This is a genomic window from Antarctobacter sp. (assembly GCF_965277915.1).
Taxonomy (GTDB): domain Bacteria; phylum Pseudomonadota; class Alphaproteobacteria; order Rhodobacterales; family Rhodobacteraceae; genus Antarctobacter.
The window spans coordinates 57,831-78,411 of record NZ_OZ255849.1 but is presented as its reverse complement, the minus strand read 5'-3'; the positions used below and the strand labels follow the sequence as shown (position 1 = coordinate 78,411).

18 protein-coding genes are annotated in these 20,581 nt (G+C 65.2%); 13 read left to right on the top strand and 5 right to left on the bottom strand.

Features of this window, described 5'->3' with window-relative positions; translation table 11 throughout:
• Positions 1–135: 135 nt before the first annotated feature.
• On the bottom strand, positions 136–1,692 hold the full coding sequence (locus ACQY5B_RS01325) for an RNA-binding protein (RefSeq protein ID WP_420326748.1): 1,557 nt from the start codon (positions 1,690–1,692) through the stop codon (positions 136–138).
• 175 nt (positions 1,693–1,867) lie between these two features.
• Here ACQY5B_RS01325 and rtcR point away from each other — a divergent pair, with 175 nt between their 5' ends.
• Positions 1,868–3,442, top strand: coding sequence for an RNA repair transcriptional activator RtcR (gene rtcR / locus ACQY5B_RS01320; protein ID WP_420326750.1), 1,575 nt, complete (start codon positions 1,868–1,870; stop codon positions 3,440–3,442).
• 5 nt (positions 3,443–3,447) lie between these two features.
• On the opposite strand, the gene ACQY5B_RS01315 is transcribed toward rtcR, so the two are convergent.
• Both ACQY5B_RS01315 and ACQY5B_RS01310 read right to left on the bottom strand, forming a co-directional pair.
• On the bottom strand, positions 3,448–4,218 hold the full coding sequence (locus tag ACQY5B_RS01315) for a carbon-nitrogen hydrolase family protein (protein ID WP_420326752.1): 771 nt from the start codon (positions 4,216–4,218) through the stop codon (positions 3,448–3,450).
• 5 nt (positions 4,219–4,223) lie between these two features.
• Positions 4,224–5,489 (bottom strand): flavin-containing monooxygenase, encoded by a 1,266-nt coding sequence (locus ACQY5B_RS01310; RefSeq protein WP_420326754.1) that lies wholly within the window; start codon positions 5,487–5,489, stop codon positions 4,224–4,226.
• A 200-nt stretch (positions 5,490–5,689) separates the two neighbouring features.
• Here ACQY5B_RS01310 and ACQY5B_RS01305 point away from each other — a divergent pair, with 200 nt between their 5' ends.
• The 10 genes from ACQY5B_RS01305 (at position 5,690) to ACQY5B_RS01260 (ending at position 16,547) form a co-directional block, all read left to right on the top strand.
• Entirely contained in the window at positions 5,690–6,106 is a 417-nt protein-coding gene (locus ACQY5B_RS01305) for a RidA family protein (protein ID WP_305967705.1), read from the top strand.
• Positions 6,107–6,154: 48 nt separating this feature from the next.
• On the top strand, positions 6,155–6,829 hold the full coding sequence (locus tag ACQY5B_RS01300; protein ID WP_420326755.1) for a DUF1028 domain-containing protein: 675 nt from the start codon (positions 6,155–6,157) through the stop codon (positions 6,827–6,829).
• Between the two features lie 74 nt (positions 6,830–6,903).
• A complete protein-coding gene (locus ACQY5B_RS01295) occupies positions 6,904–7,845 on the top strand; it encodes a LysR family transcriptional regulator (protein ID WP_420326756.1) in 942 nt (313 codons plus the stop codon).
• 87 nt (positions 7,846–7,932) lie between these two features.
• The gene (locus ACQY5B_RS01290) at positions 7,933–10,002 is read left to right on the top strand and encodes an oxidoreductase (protein ID WP_420326758.1); all 2,070 of its coding nucleotides are present in this window, start codon (positions 7,933–7,935) and stop codon (positions 10,000–10,002) included.
• Positions 9,999–11,336: a pyridoxal phosphate-dependent decarboxylase family protein gene (locus ACQY5B_RS01285; protein ID WP_420326759.1), complete on the top strand. Its 1,338-nt coding sequence runs from the start codon at positions 9,999–10,001 to the stop codon at positions 11,334–11,336. The genes ACQY5B_RS01290 and ACQY5B_RS01285 overlap by 4 nt, the downstream gene beginning before the upstream one ends.
• Positions 11,333–12,463: an acetylornithine deacetylase gene (gene argE, locus ACQY5B_RS01280; protein ID WP_420326761.1), complete on the top strand. Its 1,131-nt coding sequence runs from the start codon at positions 11,333–11,335 to the stop codon at positions 12,461–12,463. Before ACQY5B_RS01285 ends, argE begins: the two co-directional genes overlap by 4 nt.
• 211 nt (positions 12,464–12,674) lie before the next feature.
• Positions 12,675–13,766 carry an ABC transporter ATP-binding protein gene (locus tag ACQY5B_RS01275; RefSeq protein WP_420326763.1) on the top strand — a complete coding sequence of 364 codons (1,092 nt, stop codon included), beginning with the start codon at positions 12,675–12,677 and terminating at the stop codon, positions 13,764–13,766.
• Entirely contained in the window at positions 13,766–14,686 is a 921-nt protein-coding gene (locus tag ACQY5B_RS01270; protein WP_305967699.1) for an ABC transporter permease, read from the top strand. Before ACQY5B_RS01275 ends, ACQY5B_RS01270 begins: the two co-directional genes overlap by 1 nt.
• Positions 14,687–14,688: 2 nt before the next feature.
• Positions 14,689–15,498: an ABC transporter permease gene (locus tag ACQY5B_RS01265; protein ID WP_420326765.1), complete on the top strand. Its 810-nt coding sequence runs from the start codon at positions 14,689–14,691 to the stop codon at positions 15,496–15,498.
• 20 nt (positions 15,499–15,518) lie between these two features.
• Positions 15,519–16,547: an extracellular solute-binding protein gene (locus ACQY5B_RS01260; RefSeq protein ID WP_420326767.1), complete on the top strand. Its 1,029-nt coding sequence runs from the start codon at positions 15,519–15,521 to the stop codon at positions 16,545–16,547.
• Between the two features lie 54 nt (positions 16,548–16,601).
• Here the strand turns inward: ACQY5B_RS01260 and ACQY5B_RS01255 are convergent, their stop codons facing one another.
• On the bottom strand, positions 16,602–17,330 hold the full coding sequence (locus tag ACQY5B_RS01255) for a helix-turn-helix transcriptional regulator (RefSeq protein ID WP_420326769.1): 729 nt from the start codon (positions 17,328–17,330) through the stop codon (positions 16,602–16,604).
• Between the two features lie 56 nt (positions 17,331–17,386).
• On the opposite strand from ACQY5B_RS01255, the gene ACQY5B_RS01250 reads away from it, so the two are divergent.
• On the top strand, positions 17,387–18,991 hold the full coding sequence (locus tag ACQY5B_RS01250; protein ID WP_420326771.1) for an FAD-dependent monooxygenase: 1,605 nt from the start codon (positions 17,387–17,389) through the stop codon (positions 18,989–18,991).
• Positions 18,988–19,173 carry a hypothetical protein gene (locus ACQY5B_RS01245; protein ID WP_420326773.1) on the top strand — a complete coding sequence of 62 codons (186 nt, stop codon included), beginning with the start codon at positions 18,988–18,990 and terminating at the stop codon, positions 19,171–19,173. The genes ACQY5B_RS01250 and ACQY5B_RS01245 overlap by 4 nt, the downstream gene beginning before the upstream one ends.
• Before the next feature lie 7 nt (positions 19,174–19,180).
• Here the strand turns inward: ACQY5B_RS01245 and cysG are convergent, their stop codons facing one another.
• Positions 19,181–20,572 carry a siroheme synthase CysG gene (gene cysG / locus ACQY5B_RS01240; RefSeq protein ID WP_420326775.1) on the bottom strand — a complete coding sequence of 464 codons (1,392 nt, stop codon included), beginning with the start codon at positions 20,570–20,572 and terminating at the stop codon, positions 19,181–19,183.
• Positions 20,573–20,581 lie beyond the last annotated feature (9 nt).

The following is a 20,581-nucleotide window of genomic DNA, read 5'->3' as shown; positions in this document are numbered from 1 at the left end:
GGCATTCGCCGGGACATTGCTCCTTTCGTGTCTCGTTTCCGATGTGGGCCAGGCGGACAAGTAAATGACGAGACAGGTACATGTCCTGAAAATGTAGTCCCGTCGGCATTCCGCCTGACCCTTTGGTGTCAGGGCTCAGAGCTCGATCTTCTCGATCTCCTGCACCCAGTGTTCGGACCCTGTCCGGCCCTTCGCGAAATCCGCGATCCGGTCAAAGACCGCGTCCGAGAACCCGCCGATGTTCAGCACATCCTCACGAGTCTGCGCCTGCGTCGTGCCGTAGGGCGCGATGTCGATGCAGACCAGCCTGGCCCCCGGGTTGCGCCGTTTCAGCGCCGCCCATTCGTGCATCATCGCCGTCGACTGGCGCCCGCCCCGGGCATCCACCCAGGACTGGTTGTCGGACACGAAGACCACCAGGTCCGGTGCGCGACGGCGCTCGTTGAGCTGCCGCAGCGGTGCCGAACAGTTGGTCCCGCCCCCGGCCAGGGCCGACAGGCGTTCCGCGTTGGTCAGGATCGTGTCGCGCGGGTTCAGGCGTGCGTTGCGCACCTTCACCTCGAACGGCAGAACCTGGCACTTGCGGTTCACCCGCATGAACGACGCCGCAACCAATGCGGCCACGTCCACGTGACGCACGGCAGAGCTTGCGCCCTTGCGGTAGCCGGTCACCGGCCCCGTCATGGACGCCGAGACGTCCGGGCAGACCACGACCTCGCCAGAGACCTTCGGCACATTGCGCACCGCCAACTCCATCGCACCATGCAGCGCATCCACGATCTCGCGGGGCATCTCGTCGCTTGCGTGCCTCGCCGCGACCATCATCTGGTACGGAAAGGCCCGCGCCTTCGAGACCGCCTTGGGGTCACGCAGCTTTGCCGCGACCTGTTCGACCATCTGCGCATCGGCAAAGATGCCCTTGCGCAGGAAGGTATTCAGGTTCTGGCGCACCATCTGCCACGAACCCTTTTGCGCGATCTGCGCCCAGTGGTCCGCGGTCAGCGGCAGCTGCGTCAGCATCTGGAACGGCACGTCGGGCAATGCTCCCTCGGCCCCTTCGTTAAAGGTCATCCAGTTCTGCACCGACTCCGGCAGTTTCGACACGTCGCAGGGCCGCCCGACGATCCAGGCGAACAGCGCCTCGCGCTCTGCCGTATCCGGCTTCGGGTGCACCATCCTGATCACGTCCTTCAGCGACGGATCGTTGCCGATGTTGGCATTCAGGATGGCCCGGTCCGAGGCCGTGTTCAGCCAGTGCTGCACCATTGCCTTGGGCGCCGAGCCCAGCGACTTGCGCCCGGTCTGGCCCGACCGCACGATCTGCACGAAGGTCCGCAGCATCTTGCCGTGATCCACCACGCGGCCAAAGACCGCCCGGAAGAGCGCCGGATCGCGCCGCGCCAGCACCGCCAAGAGCACCGCCGGCATGTCCTTCATGTAGCCCGACTGGCGAGCGTAGATCGCCGTCCGGGCAAGGAACTCCGGTTCCACCTTTTCGGCCAGTTCGACCACGCGGGTCAGTTCGTCCTGGGCGGACTGGTAGAACAGGCCACCGAATGTGCCTGTGGCCGCCGATTGCGCCAGGGCATGTGCATCGGAGTAGGCGTAGGCCGGTGCGCCTTCGGCATTCCTTGCGGTCGCTTTCGGCAGCAACCGGCCCTTCATCGATGCAAACACGGATTTGTTTGCCATTGCTCTGGTCCTTCGTTGTTGATGAGGATGTTTTGCCATGCGCAACGCGGCTGCCCGAGAAAAATCGGAAATCCAGTCAGAGCACTGAATCGAAACACTTATCCCCGACATTGCCGAAATCGTGCCAAGCCAGTACGATATCAGTGGATATAGATTTATCGGATTGGATAGGAATTTGCGCAACGTCGTCCTCGGATTCCTCGGAACGCAGCTCGACATGGGGCGCAGGCGGCGCTGGAAGCCGACGGTGAGCCTGGTCACGCATGATGGATTTCCCGTGGACCGGCTCGAAATCCTCTATGACATGCGGTTCAAAACCCTGGCCGAGATCGTCCGGACCGAGGTGCAGGGGACCAATCCGCAGACAGAGGTCATGCTGCGCAACCTCGACCTCTCCGACCCCTGGGACTTCCAGGAGGTCTACGGCAAGCTATTCGACTTTGCCCGCGGCTACGGCTTTGACGAGGACCGTGAACGCTATCACGTCCACCTGACCACCGGCACGCATGTGGCGCAGATCTGTTGGTTCCTGCTGACCGAAAGCCGCCACATCCCCGCGAGGCTGATCCAGACCGGCCCGCCCGGGCCGGAGGAGGACAAGGCCAAGTTCGACCTCATCGACCTCGACCTCAGCCGCTACAACGCGCTGCAACAGCGGTTCGACCAGCTGTCGCGCGAATACAGCGATCAGTTGAAGGGCGGGATCGAGACCTTGAACCCCGCCTACAACGCGCTGATCGACCGGATCGAACTGGTGGCCAGCAATTCCAACGAACCGATCCTTCTCTTGGGCGAAACCGGCACCGGCAAGACTCACCTGGCCGAGCGCATCCATTCGCTGAAACTGGACCGGCGCCGACTGAAGGGTCGGCTGGTGCATGTCAACTGTGCCACGCTGCGCGGGCAGGATGCGCGCGCCACGCTTTTCGGCCAGAGACGCAGTTTTACCGGGCAGGCGGGGACCGAACGCAGTGGCCTTTTGCGCGAGGCGGACGGCGGGGTCCTGTTTCTCGACGAGGTCGACGAACTGGGCCTGAACGAACAGAGCATCCTGTTGCACGCCATCGAAAGCGGGCGATTTTACCCGTTGGGGTCCGATCATGAGGTCACAAGCCGGTTCCAGATCATCGCGGGCGCCAATCGCGACCTTCGCGCGCTGACGTCGCAGGGGCTGTTCCGGCCGGATCTGCTGGCGCGCCTGAACATGTGGAGTTTCCGGCTGCCCGCCCTGCGGGAGCGGCGCGAGGACATCGAACCCAACCTGCGGTTCGAACTGGACCGCGCGGAAAAGGACCTGGGCAACAGGGTGGGCTTCAACACCGATGCGCGGGACCGCTACCTGCGGTTTGCCTCGGATCCGGGCACGCCTTGGCCCGGCAACTTCCGTGACTTCGGCGGGTCGATCCGGCGGCTGTGCGTGCTGGCCCCGCGCGGGCGGATCACCCTGGCGATGGTAGAGGAGGAAATCGCGACCCTGCAGGCCGACTGGCGCAGCGCCGAGCGGGATGATGATGCACGACTTGTCCGCACGGTCTTGGGCGAGGTGGCTGCCGAAATCGACCGGTTCGACCTCGTTCAACTGGCCGAGGTGATCCGCTGCTGCCAAAGCTCTGCCAGCCTCAGCGCGGCAGGACGCACACTGTTCGCCGCCTCTCGCGCGAAACGCGCCTCGACCAATGATGCCGACCGGCTGCGCAAGTACTTGGCGCGGTTTGGCCTGGACTGGGGCGCGGTCAGCGAAAAGGTGTGAGTCGCCTACTCGATCTCTCGCCGGTCCCGTTTCTGGGTGCTGAGCAAGGTCGCATCCATCGTGTCGCGATGGGCAAGATCGGCGATCAGCAGCGCCTCACCCGTCCCGGCCCGCGCCAGTGGATTCCCATCTGGCCCGACGATGGCAGAGTGACCGCCAAATGCCAGGCCGGCCTCGCTGCCGTGATAATTCGCATAGACCACGGTGATCGCGTTCTCAAAGGCGCGCGCAGGCACCAGCACGTCGGCGACATTCTCGAACCCCGCAGGATTCGCCGTCGGCACCAGCAGCAGGTCGACTCCACGCCGGGAAAGTGCCGTGACGTGGTGGGCAAATTCCACGTCGTAACAGATCAGCAGGGCAGCCCGGAAACCGCCCATGTCGAAGGTGCAATAGCTCCCGCCCGGCGCGAAACTCACCGCCTCCATCGGGCCGAACAGCTGCACCTTGCGGTAATGCGCCAGTTTGGCGCCGGTATGGTCAAAACAACTGGCCGCGTTGAAGACCTTGTCGCCGTCCCGTTCAGCCCAACCAAGTGTCAGCCCGACGCCGGTCACCCGGCACAGTTCGGCCAGGCGCCGCTCCCAGTCCGCGCCCTGTTCCTGTGACAGGGCGGAATGCAGATCGGGACGGTTGTAGCCGGGCAGGAACAATTCGGGGAACACGGCCATGCCCGCGCCCATCGCGCCAGCCGCGGTCAGGACTCTTTCGATGTGGTCAAAGGCGCCGTCGATGTCGCCATCGGTGGGCGCCCCCTGGTAAAGGGCCAGTTTCATGGGCGTCAGGCATCCTCTGTCACGCGGCGGGCATTGCCCTGATATGCCATGTAGCCGCGCTGGATGTCGATCTGGTCGGCGATGAACTTGGCATCGTGCCAGACGCCCCAGATAAAGGACGACCCGCGCCGCGTCTGCCAGGGCAGACCGACGAAATAAAGCCCCGGCTCCTTGGACACACCGCGCTGGTGTATCGGGCGGCCGCGATCATCAAAGGTGTCCGCCTTGATCCAGCTGAAATCGAAGGCATAGCCGGTGGCCCAGAGCACCGTGCCGATCCCGGCCTCTGCGAGGTCCAGTTCCAGGATCGGATCCCGCACACAAGCTGGGTCCTCTGGGATGGTACGGGCCGCGGGCTCTTCCGGCAGGTCCAGACCGTGGCGCGCGATATAGGCGTCCGCCTCGTCCAGAACGGAGAGATAGTTGGCGTCGCCCTTGTCGAGGTTTGCTTTCAGATCCGGCGCAAAGCGCAACTTGCCGCCGTCATACCCTGAGGTCATACCCAAAAGCGTCATGCCCTGTTCCGCCAGCCTGCGGAAATCCACGGTCTTGCCCCCTTCGGCCCCACTGACGGCGATGGTCACATGCTCGGTCCCCGGACCGGGCGAGTCCGCGTTCCACTTGCCCAGCACGCCCAGCCACCAGACATTGTCGCGCCCACGATAGCGGCGCGGCGGGCGGTCATGGGGACCAATCGACAGGTAGACACGGCGTCCCGCCTTCATCAGTTCCTCTGCGATCTGCACGCCGGACGACCCGCCGCCAACGACCAGCACCGCGCCCTCGGGCAATTGGCCGGGATTGCGGTAGGCGTTGGAATGCATCTGCAAAGGCCCGGCATCCTCGGGCAGGATCGGCGGGATCGCCGGGCGCTGAAAGGGTCCGGTGGCGGCCACGACATGCCGCGCCTCCATCAGACCTTGCGAGGTCTCCACCCGGAAACCGGGCCGTCCGTCCAGAGGCGTCACAGCGGTCACCTCGACCCCGGTCCGCACCGGCGCGCCGATCTTCTCGGCGTAGGCCGCGAAATAATCGGCCACGCTTTCCTTGTCCGGAAAGGCGTCGCCATCGCAGGCGAATTCCATGTTCGGGAAACGATCGTGCCAGGCCGGACCATTGGCCACCAGGGAATCCCAGCGCCCCGTGCGCCAGCGTTCGGCGATGCGGTCACGCTCCAGCACGACATGGGGCACGCCCAGCTTGCCCAGGTGCTCGCTCATGGCGATGCCGGCCTGACCGCCGCCAACGACAACCGTATCCGTGCTTTCCATTCCCGCGGTCCTCCGATCCATCAATGCCGGGCACCCTAGGACCGGCGGGGACGCCGCCGAAACACGGTTTTCGTGAAGCCTTGGTTGGGTCTAGGCTAAGCGCGGTTAGGGGGGCCCTAAGCCGCGATGAGGCTATCCGTTCTTTCCGCCAGCCCCCGCACAAGGGGATGTTCGCCGCGATACACCGACAGGAGACCGACATGGCGCACAAGCGCATCCGCACGTTCAACACGCGCGACACTTACCCGGAACAGAACCTGGACAACGACCTTTGCCAGGCTGTCGTCACGCGTGGCGGAAGCACGGTCTGGATGCGCGGTCAGTGCCCGCAGGACCTGGACACGGCGAAGAATATCGACAGTCACGATCCCGCCGAGCAGACCCACAAGGTGATGCAGAACATCCGTCAACTTGTCGAGGAAGCCGGGGGCGAGATGAGCCATGTGGTCAAGCTGGTGGTCTATATCACCGACGTCCGCCACCGAGAGGCGATCTACCGGGTCATGGGCGAATACATCAAGGGCGTGCACCCGGTCTGCACCGGCCTTGTCGTGCAGGCGCTGGCGCGGCCCGAGTGGCTGGTCGAGATCGATGCCACTGCCGTCATCCCGGATTGAGGGCGTAGATTTGAGTATTTTTGCAGAGAAGAAGCACAGGGGACGGAAATGACCTTTTCGCTTGTCGCACGCTGCGCCGAGACCGGCATGTTCGGCGTGGCGATTTCATCGTCCTCTCCGGCGGTGGCGGCGCGCTGTTCCTATGCGCGCGCCGGTGTCGGCGCCGTGGCCTCGCAGAACGTGACCGACCCGACACTGGGCCCCTTGGCGCTGGACCTGATGGCGAAGGGCATGAGCGCGACCGAGGCCGTGGCCGAGGTGCAGGTGCGGGGCAAGTTCATCGAGTACCGGCAGGTGCTGGCGGTGGATGGGTCCGGCGGCACGGCCATTCACTCGGGCCCGAATTCTCTGGGGATCTGGACGCAGGCGCAGGGGCGTAACGTGGCCTCGGGCGGCAACCTGCTGGACAACGACGGGGTGCCGGACGCCATCGTCGCCGGGTTCGAGGCGGCGAAGGGCCACCTTGGCGACCGGCTGATCGCGGCGATGCGCGCCGGGCTGGCGGCGGGCGGCGAGGCAGGACCGGTCCATTCGGCGGGCATGATGCTGGTCGACCGCGTCCCCTGGCCCGTGGCCGATCTGCGCTGCGACTGGACCGAAGACTGCCCCATCGAGGCCGTCGCCAGGGCCTGGGAGGTCTACAAGCCGCAACTGGACGCCTACGTCCAGCGGGCGCTGGACCCGCGCGAAGCGCCCTCTTACGGGGTGCCCGGGGACGAATGACCGGCGCCCGGCGCGCTTGCAACCCCGGGACGTCTGGACAAAGCTTGAACGGGCCAACTGTTCAAGGACGCGGAATGCTGCGCTACACCCTCCGGCAACTGGAATACTTCGTCGCCGTGGGCGAGGCGGGCAGCATCGCGCGCGCCTCGGAGCGAATCAACGTGTCTTCTCCGTCCATCTCCGCCGCCATTGCCCAGCTGGAACAGGAATTCGGCCTGCCGCTTTTCGTGCGTCAGCACGCTCAGGGCCTGTCGCTGACGCAGGGGGGCCGGCAGATGATGGAACAGGCGCGGCTGGTGCTGCGCGAGGCCGCGGCGCTGACCGACATTGCGGGGGACATCGCGGGCAAGGTGCGGGGGCCGCTGTCGGTCGGTTGCCTGCTGACCTTCGCGCAACTGGTGCTGCCGGGCCTCCGGCGTGGGTTCGAGGCGCAATACCCCGAGGTGCGCCTGCGGCAGGTCGAGTTGAACCAGGTCGAATTGTTCAGCGCCCTGCGCCGGTCCGAGATCGACCTCGCGCTGACCTACGACCTCGATGTGCCCGCCGACCTGCAGTTCACCGGCCTCGTCCGCCTGCCGCCGATCGCATTGATGGGCACCGGGCACCCCCTGGCCGACCGTGATGCCGTGTCGATCGAGGAACTCAAGGACCACCCGATGGTGCTGCTGGATCTACCGCTCAGCGCCGACTACTTCCTGTCCTTCTTCGACGGGGTCGGCGGCAAGCCCGTGATCGCCGAACGCACCCGCGACATGGCCGTGATGCGCAGCCTTGTCGCCAATGACTTTGGGTATTCCATCGCCAATGTCCGCCCGCTGAGCAACAGCGCCCCGGACGGCAACCCGGTGCGCTGCGTGCCGATCACGGGCCGCGTGCGTCCGCTGCGCATGGGGTTCCTGACGGCACAGGACGCCGACCGGTCGAACGCGGTGCGTGCGTTCATCGAATTTGGCTCGGAGCTCGTGCGCGCGGGCAAGCTGGCCCGCATCGGGGGCGAGCCCATCGTGCCGGCTTAGTGCCTTCCTAAGCAACGCTTTCGCAGGGCGGACTTTCGACGTCTTGCCCTTTCGCTATCCTGCGCCCGACAGCCAATGGAGCAGACCTTGCGCGACCCCCGCTACGACATTCTTTTCGAACCGCTGGCCATCGGGCCGGTCACCGCGAAAAACCGGTTCTACCAGGTGCCGCATTGCAACGGAGGTGGCTATCGCGATCCCTCCGCCGCTGCCGCCATGCGCGGCATCAAATCCGAGGGCGGCTGGGGCGTCGTTTTCACCGAACAGTGCGAGATGCACCACACCTCCGAGATCACGCCTTTCATCGAGTTGCGGCTGTGGGAGGACAAGGACATCCCGATGCTGGCCAAGATGGCCGGCAAGATGAAGGAACACGGTGCACTGGCAGGCATCCAGCTGGCCTATTCCGGGATCAACGGGCCGAACCTCTATACCAAGGAAGTGCCGCTGGCGGTCTCGCCCGGGCCGATCCGGACCTTCACCAATGACCCGGTACAGGCGCGCGCCCTGTCCAAGGACGAGATCAAGGACCTGCGCCGCTGGTTCGTGAACGCCGCCAAGCGCGCCAAGGCCGCCGGCTTCGACCTGATCTGCCTCTACGGCGCACATGGGTTCGGCATCTTCCAGCATTTCCTCAGCCGCGCGACCAACATGCGCGATGACGAATACGGCGGCTCACTGGAGAACCGCTCGCGTTTTGCACGCGAGGTGATCGCCGACATGCGCGAGGCCGTGGGGGACACGATGGGCCTGACCCTGCGGGTGTCGCTGGACGAAACCATCGGCGATCTGGGCTTTTCCAATGCCGAGGTGCGCGAGTTCGTCGAGATGAACAAGGATCTGCCCGACCTCTGGGATCTTGCGCATGGCACCTGGGAGGATTGCTCGGGTCCCAGCAGGTTCAAGGAGGAGGCCGCGCAGGAAGCGCTGGTGAAAGGCATCCGGGAACTGTCGTCGAAACCCGTGGTGGGGGTGGGCCGCTTTACCTCGCCGGATGTGATGGCACGGATGATCCGGCAGGGCACCTTGGATGCCATCGGCTGTGCGCGTCCCTCGATCGCCGATCCTTTCCTGCCCAAAAAGGTCGAGGAAGGGCGGATCGACGATATCCGCGAATGCATCGGCTGCAACATCTGCATCACCGGCGACATGACCATGTCGATCAGCCGCTGCACCCAGAACCCCACCTTCATGGAAGAATGGCGCAAGGGCTGGCACCCGGAACGTATGAACGCCAAGGGCGACAGCCAGTCGGTGCTGGTGGTCGGCTCCGGCCCCGCCGGGCTGGAGGCGACACGCGCCCTCGCGGAACGCGGCTATGACGTGGCATTGGCCGAGGCAGGCACGACGCTGGGCGGGCGCGTGGCACGCGAGAGGCTGCTGCCGGGCCTGTCGGCCTGGGGCCGGGTCGCGGATTACCGCGAATACCAGATCAGCCAGAAACCCAACGTCGAAACCTATTTCGACAGCGCGCTGGACGCCGAAAGCATCCTTGAATTCGGCTTTGAACACGTCTGCCTGGCCACCGGCGCCAAATGGCGCCGCGACGGCGTCAGCCGCCAGCATGTCGTACCGATGCCGATGGACGGCAGCATGTCGATCTACACGCCCGACGACATCATGGACGGCAAGCGCCCCGCGGGACATGTCGTGATCTACGACGACGATCACTATTACATGGGTGGGGTGCTGGCCGAACTCTTGCGGCAGGAGGGGTGTCAGGTGACCATCGTCACGCCCTCGGCCTATCTGTCGGACTGGACGGTCAACACGCTGGAACAGCACACGATCCACAAGCGGCTGGCCGAGATGGGCGTCGAGATCGTGCTGAACCGGGGCGTGACGGAGATCGGCAAGGGGCATGTCGTGACCAACTGCACCTATACCGACCGCACCACCGAGATGGGCTGCGACGCGGTGGTAGTCGTCGCCTCGAAACTGGAAAACAACCTGGTCTATACCGACCTGAAAGCGCGCGAGGCGGATTGGTCCGATGCGGGGATCAAGACGGTCCGGATCATCGGCGACGCCGAGGCCCCCGGCCCCATCGCCTGGGCAACCTATGCCGGTCACCGCTATGCCCGCGAACTGGACGGAGAGGACATCGGCGACGCCCTGCCCTTCCGCCGCGAGATCACGGAATTGGCTGCAGAGTGACCGACGACCCCTTTCCCTTCCCGCCCGGTGCCACCCGCGAGATCCTGGACTGGACCGAACGGCGTATCGCCGAGGGGCCGGACCCGAAGCACGGCGCACAGGCATTCGCCGCGCTGGAACCCGTGCTGGGCGGGTCGATCACCGCCGAAGGCATCGGCGCGGAACAGGCGTTCAGCCTGTTTTCGGACACCATCGTGCCCTCGACCAGGCCTTTTGGCCATCCCACGAGCCTGTCCTTCGTCGCCTCGGCCCCCAGCCGCGCGGCGCTGAGTTTCGATGCGGCGCTTGGCGCGGCGGGGATCTTTGCCGGGAACTGGGACGGCGGCGCAGGCGCCATCCACGCCGAGAACCAGGCGCTGCGCTGGATCGCGGACCTTGCCGGCTGGCCCGCCAGCGCGGGCGGTGTGTTCGTCGCCGGGGGCACACTGGGAAACTTGTCGGCCCTGCACGCCGCGCGCGAATGGCACCGGCGCAACCGCCCCGGCGAGGGACGCGGTGCGATCCTGTGCTCATCCGAGGCACACAGCTCGATCCAGGCGGTCGCGCGGGTCATGGATGTGGAGGTTGTCGTCATCGAGGCCGATGAGACCGGACGCATGACCGCGCAGGCGGCGGCGCCTCATGTCACCGAGAAAGCCTTTGCCATCGTCGCCAATGGCGGGGCGACCAACTGCGGCGCGGTGGACGACATCGCCGGGCTGGCCGATCTGGCGCAGGAGCACGGTCTCTGGCTGCATGTCGACGGGGCTTATGGTGGTGCGGCCCTGGCCGATCCCGCGATGCGCCCTGCCTTCGACGGGATCGAACAGGCCGACAGCCTGATCGTCGATCCGCACAAGTGGCTTTTTGCCCCCTACGACAGTTGCGCGCTGCTCTACCGTGATGCGGGCCACGGCGCGGCGGCGCATGGACAACAGGCGGTCTACCTCGACACGGTGGACAAGACCCAGTGGAACCCGTCCGACTATGCGCTGCACCTGACACGGCGGGCACGCGGACTGCCGCTCTGGTACTCGTTGGCGGTGCACGGGACCGATGCCTATGCCAAGGCCATCGCGACCACCTGCAAGGTCGCCGGGGACATCGCCAAGGGCATCGACGCCATGCCGGGCCTCGACCTGCTGCTTGGCCCGCAATTGACAGTGATCCTCTTCCGCCCGCAAGACATGGACGAGGCACAGATGATCGCATGGGGCGAGACGCACCGTCGTTCGGGCGAGCTGCTCTGTCTGCCGACGCGCTGGCGGGGCGAGATGGTCTTTCGCCTCTGCATCGTGAACCCGGCCACCCGTTCGGACGAGGTGCTGGCAATCCTGGAGACGCTCACCCAATGACCCAGACGCTGGAGATCCTCGACCGGCTCATCTCTTTCGACACCGTCAGCACCCGATCCAACCTAGAGCTGATCGCCTATGTCGAGGATTTCCTGAAGACCCGCGGCTTTGCCGTGACCCGCGTGGCGGACCCGACAGAACCCAAGGCCGGCCTGTACGCCAGTATCGGGCCGGAAGGCGCGGGCCTGATGCTGTCGGCGCACACGGATGTGGTCCCCGTCGCGGGGCAGGAGTGGACGAAAGACCCGTTCAAACTGACGACCGAGGGCAACCGGCTGTACGGACGCGGAACCACGGACATGAAGGGCTTTCTTGCCGCCATGCTGGCGGTGGCGGACAAGGCCGCGCATACGCCGCTGCGCGAGCCGCTGAAACTGGCCATTTCCTACGACGAGGAAATCGGCTGTGTCGGTATCGCCCGGATGATCGACGCACTGGAACCGGCCATGGGCCTGCCACGCGCCTGCATCGTCGGAGAACCGACGGAAATGCAGGTTGCCGTCGGTCACAAGGGCAAGCAGGGGCTGCGCGCCATATGCCACGGCGAGGCCGGGCATTCGGCGCTGGCGCCCCGCTTCACCAACGCGCTGCACCTTGCGGCGGAGCTTGTCACCGGACTGCGCGAGCTGCAGGACGATCTGGCCCGGAACGGCGCGCGCGACGCGGAGTATGCCGTGCCCTACAGCACCGTGCATGCTGGTGTGCTCAAGGGCGGCACCGTCCTCAACATCGTCCCCGACCGGGCCGAGCTGCTGTTCGAGTTCCGCCACCTTGCCGCCGATGCGCCCGCGGACCTCATGGCGCGGATCAGGGCGCTGGCCTCCCGGATCGCCGCACGGCACGGCGCCGCCATCGACCTGCAAGAGGTCACAGGCTATCCCGGTCTCGACACCGCGCCGGACGCCGAAGTCACGCGGCTGACCCAACGCCTTGCGCGGAGCCAGGAACTGACCAAGGTCGCCTTTGGCACCGAGGCTGGGTTCTTTGATGCCCTCGGCATCCCCACCGTCGTTTGCGGCCCGGGCAGCATGGAGGGTCAGGGCCACAAGCCGGACGAATACCTCGAACGCGGCCAGCTGGCGGCCTGTGACACGATGCTGGACGCGCTGCTGGACGAATTGCGCTGACCCGACCCATTTCCGTCATGCACAGTTTTCCAGCGCCCGCGCCCAACTATCGGGCGACCACCGCCAAGCACCGGGAAAACCGCTCGAAATCAGGTGCTTCCCGATAGATTAGGCTAAGGCTAAGGCGCGCTGAGGCAGTCGTTTCTTCGGACATCCGGGCGCATATCCCTATGCTCCGGCGCAGGGAAACGGACACTTGGGCGGGACAGGCGTGACCAGCAAGACAAACGACGCGATCGAGGTACGCAACGCGGTCAAGCGCTATGGCGACTTCACGGCGCTGAAACGGGTATCGCTGACGATCTCGGACAACGAATTCTTCACGCTGCTTGGCCCGTCGGGCTGTGGCAAGACCACGCTCCTGAGGATGATCGCCGGGTTCGAGGACGTGACCGAAGGCGGCATCTTTCTCTTTGGCGAAGAGATCGAGGGCCTGCCGCCGCACAAGCGTCCGATCAACACCGTATTCCAGAACTACGCGCTGTTCCCGCACATGACCGTGCTCGACAACGTCGGCTTTGGGCTGGAGATGCTGGGCAAGTCGAAGTCCGAGGCCCGCAAACGTGCCGGCGAGGTGCTGGAGATGGTGCAGCTGTCTCAATTCTCGACCCGCAAGCCGTCCCAGCTGTCCGGCGGCCAGCAACAACGCGTCGCGCTGGCCCGTGCCTTGGCACCGCGCCCCAAGGTCCTCCTGCTGGACGAACCGCTGAGCGCGCTGGACCTCAAGCTGCGCAAGGCCATGCAGATCGAGCTGAAGCACCTGCAAAAGGAAACCGGGATCACCTTCATCTTTGTCACCCACGACCAGGAAGAAGCACTGACCATGTCCGACCGCGTCGCCGTGATGTCGGCGGGCGAGGTTCAGCAACTGGGCGATGCGCGCGACATATATGAACGTCCGAGCAACATGTTCGTGGCCGATTTCATCGGAGAGACCAACCTGCTGGAGGTCACGGTGGACCGCATCGAGGCGGGGCGCGCCGCGTGCCACCTGGGCGGCGGCCACCGGCTGACCTGCGATGCCGTTGACGGGATCGGCGCCGGCGCCAAGGTGCACATGTCGCTGCGTCCCGAGCGGCTGTTCCTGTCGTCGGACGCAACCGAGAGCGAAGGCCTCAAGGCGCGCGTGCGGGAAAACATCTTCATCGGCACCGACATTTCCACCATCCTCGACCTCGACGATGGGCCGGAGTTCCGCGTGCGGGCCTCCAACTCCAGCCGGGGCACGTCGCGGGTCTTCGAACCGGGCACAGAGGTCTTCGTCAACATGGAGCAGGGGGCCGCGCGCCTCCTGGTAGACTGATGGCGGGCGGTGCGGCAACGGGCGGTTCCTCGACCAGCGACACCTATGCAGAGGCGCGCACATGGCTCTTGCTGCCGGCCTGGGTGACGCTGGGCATCCTGGTTCTGGCCCCGGTGGCGATCATGCTGGTCTATTCCTTCCTGACCAAGGAATTCCGCGGCGGCGTCATCTGGGAGTTCAGTCTGGGCGCCTATGACCAGTTCTTCTGCAATCGCGGGCTGTTCGGGGATGAACCCTGTTCCATCGAATGGACCTATATCCAGATCTTCTGGCGTTCGATCTGGCAGGCGGGGGCGGCGACCCTTCTCAGCCTCGCGATCGGATTTCCCACCGCCTATTTCATCGCCACCCGCCCCCCAAGGCAGCGCACGTTATGGGTATTCCTCGTGACGATCCCCTACTGGGTCAACCTGCTGATCCGGACCGTCTCGATGAAATTCCTTCTGCGCGACGAGGGGCCACTCAACGATTTCCTGACCGGCACCGGCCTGCTGAGCGAACCGCTGGCCATCGTGAACACAAACTTCGCGGTGCAACTGGGCCTGTTCTATTCCTATCTGCCTTTCATGGTGCTGCCGATCTATGCCGCCGTGGAACGCTACAACTTTGCCCTGTCAGAGGCTGCATCGGACCTTTACGCCCCACGCTGGACGGTGCTGCGGCGCATCCTGCTGCCCTCGGTCAAACCGGGGATCATCGCGGGCTGCATCCTGGTCTTCGTGCCCTCGCTGGGGTCCTTCCTGGCGCCTGACCTGCTGGGTGGGGCGCGGAACTTCATGATCGGTTCGCTGATCGAGGAACAGTTCAAGGGCAACGCCGGCAACTGGCCTTTCGGGGCCGCGGCCTCGATGATCCTGCTGACGATGGTCCTGATCATCCTGCTGATCTTTGCCCGCCAGCAAGCCAAGGCGGAGGGCTGATCATGGCAAAGGGAAAATACGACCTGCGGGTCTACCCCGGCTTTCGCGCGATCACGCTGCTTTGCCTGGTGATCCTCTATTCCCCGCTCATCGTCGTCATGGCCTACAGCTTCAACGCCTCGCCCTCGATCACCAACTGGGAAGGGCTGTCGCTGCGCTGGTACGCCGATGTCTTCACCGGCCCCGAAAGCGCCAAGTTCAAGGCGGCGGCGCGCAACAGCTTTGTCATCGCCCTGATCGCCGCCACAGTGGCCACCACCATCGCCACGCTTTCGGCCACGGCCATCCTGCGCGGTGGCAAGTTCCGGCTGCGCACCGTGTCCTTTGGCCTGATCTCCCTGCCGCTGATGGTGCCGGAGATCGTGACCGCCGTCGCCACGCTGATCTTCTTCAATGCCATCGGGTTCGACCGGGGACTGCTGACCATCCTTCTGGCGCATATCGCCTTCTGCATCCCCTTTGCCTACCTGCCGATCTCGGCCCGGATGCAGGGGATCGAGGCCACATATGAACAGGCCGCGATGGACCTATATGCGACCAAGAGGCAGGCCTTCACCCGCGTGCTGCTGCCGCTGATGGCACCCGGCATCGTCTCGGGCTTCATCCTGGCTTTCATCGTCTCGCTCGACGATTTCATCATCACCAACTTCGTCAAGGGCGCGGGTGTCGAAACCCTGCCGACGGCGATCTTCGGCGCGGTCAAACAGGGCATAAAGCCCAACATCATGGCCATTTCCACGATGCTTCTTGGCGTATCGGTGGTCATGGTGACATTGTCATGGCTGATCAGCCGCAAGGACCGGAAGACCTGATCCAACAGAGGGGAAAACACATGAAAAAACTCGTCACCACAGCCGCAGCGCTGGCCCTGACCGCCGGCATGGCCTCGGCCGAGGGCAAGCTGGTCATCTACCACTGGTTCGAATACATCCCGCAGGAGCTGCTGGACAAGTTCAGCGAGGAACACGACGTCGAGGTGGTCATGGACACCTACGACAGCAACGAGGCCCTGCTGGCCTCGCTCAAGGCAGGCGCCATCGGCACTTATGACGTGGCCGTGCCCGGCGACTACATGGTGCAGATCATGGCCGGTGAGGGCCTGCTGGACACCATCGAAGAGGGGGAACTGGCCAACAAGGGCAACATCCAGCCGGAATGGGCCGATCCCGCATTCGATCCGGGCCGAGCACATTCGATCCCCTACCAATGGGGCTCGACCAGCTTCGCCGTGAACCGGGACGATTACGATGGCCCCATCGACAGCACCGACATCCTTTTCAACCCGCCCGCCGCGCTTTCGGGCAAGATCAACATGCTGGACAGCCAGGGTGAGGTCATGGCGATGGCCGCGCTGCATATGGGCATCCCGCAGTGTTCCACCGACCGCGAGCAACTCAAGGCGCTGAACGCCATGCTGCAGGAGGCGAAACAGCACTGGGCCTCGTTCAACTCGGACACCGCGAAAGAGGTTCTGGTCTCGGGCGATGCGTCGGTCGGGCAGATCTACGACGGCTTTGCCGCCAAGGCCCGCCAGGAAGGCGCGAACATCGAATATGCCTTCCCGAAAGAAGGCTACGTCGTCTGGATGGACAACGTCGTCCTGCTCAAGGATGCGCCCAACCGCGAGAACGCGCTGAAGTTCATGGATTTCCTGCTGGAACCCGAGAACATCGCCGCGGTGACCAATTACGCGCGCTACGTCGCAGGTGTCGATGGCGTCGGTCCCTTCCTTGACCCGGAACTGGCCAAGCAACCGGAATCCAATCCGCCCGCCGACGCCGGCAAGGGCGTGTTCATCGAGGTCTGCGACCAGAAAACGCAGGAGGTCTACGACCAGATCTGGACCAACCTGAAGAAATAGCACAACAGATCAACCCATCCGAGAGGGGAGCGCGACTCGCTCCCCTTTTCGCGTTCAGACTCGGCACAGCGCAAACAGGGACCCGCGCGAGGAAATACCCAGTTTTTCGTAGGCCCGGGTCCGATAGGTGGCAATGGTCGACACCGCCACGCCCAACTCCCCCGCGATCACCTCGGCCTTCTTTCCCGACAGGATACCAAGGCAAACGTCCCGCTCGCGCTGGGACAGGACGGCCAGCGGGGCGGGATAGCCGCATTCGGCACGGGACTCGAAATGCAAGAGCGCAAGCCGAGCCAGTACGCGGATGGCTACCTCTGCCGCGGCACCTTGCGCCTCCGGCCAGTAGAAATTCACCGCAAGGCACAACGCATTTCCACGCACCAGAACGGCGGTTTTTCCCTCCAGCCCCGGACGATCATAGAACCATGCGCGATAATCCCCAGTCATCTCGTCGATGACGGCCCCGCTTTCGATCACCTCCAGCGCACCGGTTTCCAGCGCAAGGGCACGGCGGAACAGGGGGTCCTGACGGTACCATCCGCCGAGGTAATCCTCTGCCAGCCGAGGCCCCAACGCCCCACTGCGAAAGTTGCGCGACAAGAGACAGGCGGCACTCTCCTCACGGTAGGAAAACACCATGACCTGCGCCGCCCCGGTCGCGGCCACGCGGGGAACAAAGGCATCGGCCCAGGCATCCCGCCCGGCCAGCGCAAGGCAGGTGTCGATCCCGGCCAGCAGGACCGTCGTTCCCGGTATCGTCCTGTCCTCCATTTTGTCGGACATAATCCACCCGCGCGCTCTGGTACACATCCTGCAAGACCAGACGAGGAGGACGGGACATGCGCCCAAGGGGACGCGGCGAGCTGGACTCGCTTTACTTCGACTACCCGCATTTCGACCCGCCCAGGCGGCCCGAGGTCGAACCGCAAGCGCCGGTTGCCGTGGTAGGCGCCGGGCCGGTCGGCATGGTCGCCGCGCTGACGCTGGCACAGCACGGGGTGCGCAGCGTTCTGCTCGACGCCAAGGACACCTTCAACGACGGCAGCCGCGCCATCTGCATGTCGCGGTCCAGCTATCATGTCCTTGACCAGTTGGGCATCGCAGCGCCTTTTCTGGAGAAATCCCTGGGCTGGACGAAGGGGCGGTCGTTCTATCGCGGGCGGCAGATCCTGGAATTCGACATGCCCGACAGCGCGGACGAAAAGTTCCGCCCCATGTACAACCTGCAACAGCAGTATATCGAGGCATTCCTCTGGAAGGCGGTCGCCAGTGCGCCGCTGATCGAGACACGCTGGCAAAGCAAAGTGACGGGCCTGGATCAGGGACCGGGCGGCGCGGTACTGACGGTCGAGGATCCGAGCGGCAGCTACGCCCTGCCCGCCTGCTGGGTGATCGCCGCCGATGGCGCGCGCAGTGCGGTTCGGGGCATGTGCGGGCTGCGCCTGAAGGGAGAGAACCACGAGGGCCGCTATGTCATCGCCGATGTGAAGATGACGCATGACTACCCCACGATCCGCCGCGCGCTCTTTGATCCGGTCTGCCGTCCGGGCGGCACCGTGCTGATCCACCGCCAACCCGACGACATCTGGCGCATCGACTACCAGTTGCGCGAGGACGAGACGACGGAGGAGGCCACGCGCGAAGAGAACGTACGCGCCTCTGTCGAAGGCGTGCTGGCGGAAATCGGCCTCGGTGACGGGTACGAGCTGGAATGGTGGAGCGTCTATTCTGCCAATACGCTGCTTCTGGACGATTACCGGCAAGAACGGGTCATCTTTGCGGGGGACAGCGCGCATATCGTGCCGATCTTTGGCGTGCGTGGTCTGAACAACGGCATCGCGGACGGCCACAACATAGGCTGGAAACTGGCCGCCGTGCTGAACCGAAAGGCCGGTGAAAGCCTGCTGGACAGTTACACGCCCGAACGGCGCGGAGCGACGTTGGATGTCTTTGCGAATGCCACCAAAAGCACGCGGTTCATGACTCCGCCGTCGCACGGCTGGCGAGTGATGCGGGACGCGGCGCTGTCGTTGGCGTTGAGCCGAGAGAGCGCTGGGCAACTCGCCAACCCGCGCCAGATGACACCACATACCTATGCCGACAGCCCGGCCACCACGCCGGACGATCCGGGTTTCGACGCCGGGCCGATCCCGGGTGCGATGATCCGCGACGTGGCGCTGGGGGATGGTTTCCTGAGCGACCGGCTGGGCAAGGGCCTGACTCTGCTGGCCTTCGATCGACCGGGCTTCGACGTCCCGCCGGGGCTGTCGGTGCTGCGCTTGCCCGCTAATGGCCCCGTGGCCCGGGCCTATGGCGCGGTGCAGGAAAGCGCGTACCTGGTGCGGCCCGATCTGCACGTCGCCGCGCGCTGGCGCAGCGTCACGGAGGAAAAACTGCTTCAGGCCCTGGGGCGCATGGCAATCTGCGAGGAGGAAACCGCATGACCCAGGCAGAGCTGGAACGCGTCTACGAGGCGATGGCAGAGGCGATCGACGACGTCGGTCCGAAACAGGGCGACGTCTTTTTGGCCAAGCTGGCACTGGCCCTAGCCGAGGATCTTGGCCACACGGAACGCGTGCTGGAAGTGATCGCAGAGTGCCGCGGGGGGCTGGTGCGCCGGGACTGACTGAAGGTCAGGCGGCACGGATCCCGGCCACCGGGATCGCAGGTGCCGCGGCTTCGGGCCAGGTGACAAGGATCACGGCACAGCCCTTGCACCCGACCTCCTGCAGGCGCTCTTCCAACGAGACGAGGGGACAGGTCAGCAGCTGCTCGCCGGGTTTCGATACCTCGATCGCGACGCGCACCGGGGCCTGAGGCGGCATCCCGCGTGCCATCAGGTCGTCGCGGATACGGGCCGCCTGCCCCACCGACATGTAAAAGGCCGAGGTCGTCCCCGGCGCCGCATGCCGCGTGCTGTCCGGCAGCGCCGCGCCTTCGCGCGACATGCCGGTGGTCAGGATAAGCGTGTCCGAAATGCCCCGTTCGGTCAGCGGCTCGCCCAGCGCGGCCCCGGCGGCTGAGGCTGCCGTGATGCCCGGCACCAGTTCCACGGCGATACCTGCAGCGCGCAACACCGCAATCTCCTCGCCCGCGCGGCCAAAGACGCCGGGATCGCCGGACTTCAGCCGCACCACTTGCTTGCCCTGCCGCGCGGCGGCAAGGATCACCGCGTTGATGCGCTCTTGCGGCCAGCTATGCGCGCCGACGTGCTTGCCCACGAAGACCCGCTCAGCATCGCGGCGCGCCAGTTCCAGAACCTCGGGGTCCACCAGCCGATCGTAGAAGATCACGTCGGCCTCTTGCAGACGTTCCACCGCACGCAACGTCAGCAGGTCACGCGCGCCCGGCCCGGCGCCGACAAGGGCGACATGGCCGTGCCCCGCCTCACCGGGTGCACTGCCCGATGCGATGGCTGACTTTATCACTTGCGCGGCCTCGCGTTCGCCGCCCCGGGTCCATGTCACGCGCGGCGCGCCCTTGAAGACCCAGGCCCAGAAGGCGCGGCGCTTGCTGCGCGGCACACGGGCATTGACCAACGGGCGCAGCCGCCCGGCCAGCGCCGCCAGCCCTCCCAGGGAGGGCGCCAGCATCTCTTCGAGCCGGGTCTTGATCTCGCGGGTCAGGACCGGGGCCGTGCCTTCGCTGCCGATGGCAATGACGACCGGATCGCGGTCGACAAGCGCGGGCGTGGTCAGGTCGCACAGGTCGGGCCGGTCGACAACGTTGACCGGGCAGCGCATGGCCTTGGCCAGCGCATGGGCCGATGCGTCGAGCGCCGGGCAGCCCGTGGCGATGAAGCCCATCGCGGCATCCTCGAACACCGCGGCGGAAAGCTGGCCCTGGTGACGGGCACGGCCTTCGGCAACCAGCGCCTGCAATTCCAGGTCAAGCTCGGGCGCGACCAATAGGATCTGGGCGTCGGTCTTGAGGATTAGCCGTGCCTTTTGTGCCGCCTGTTCGCCACCACCGACGATGATGACCTTTCGGCCGGTGGTGCGGATGAACATGGGAAAGCTTTTCATGGCGGGTCT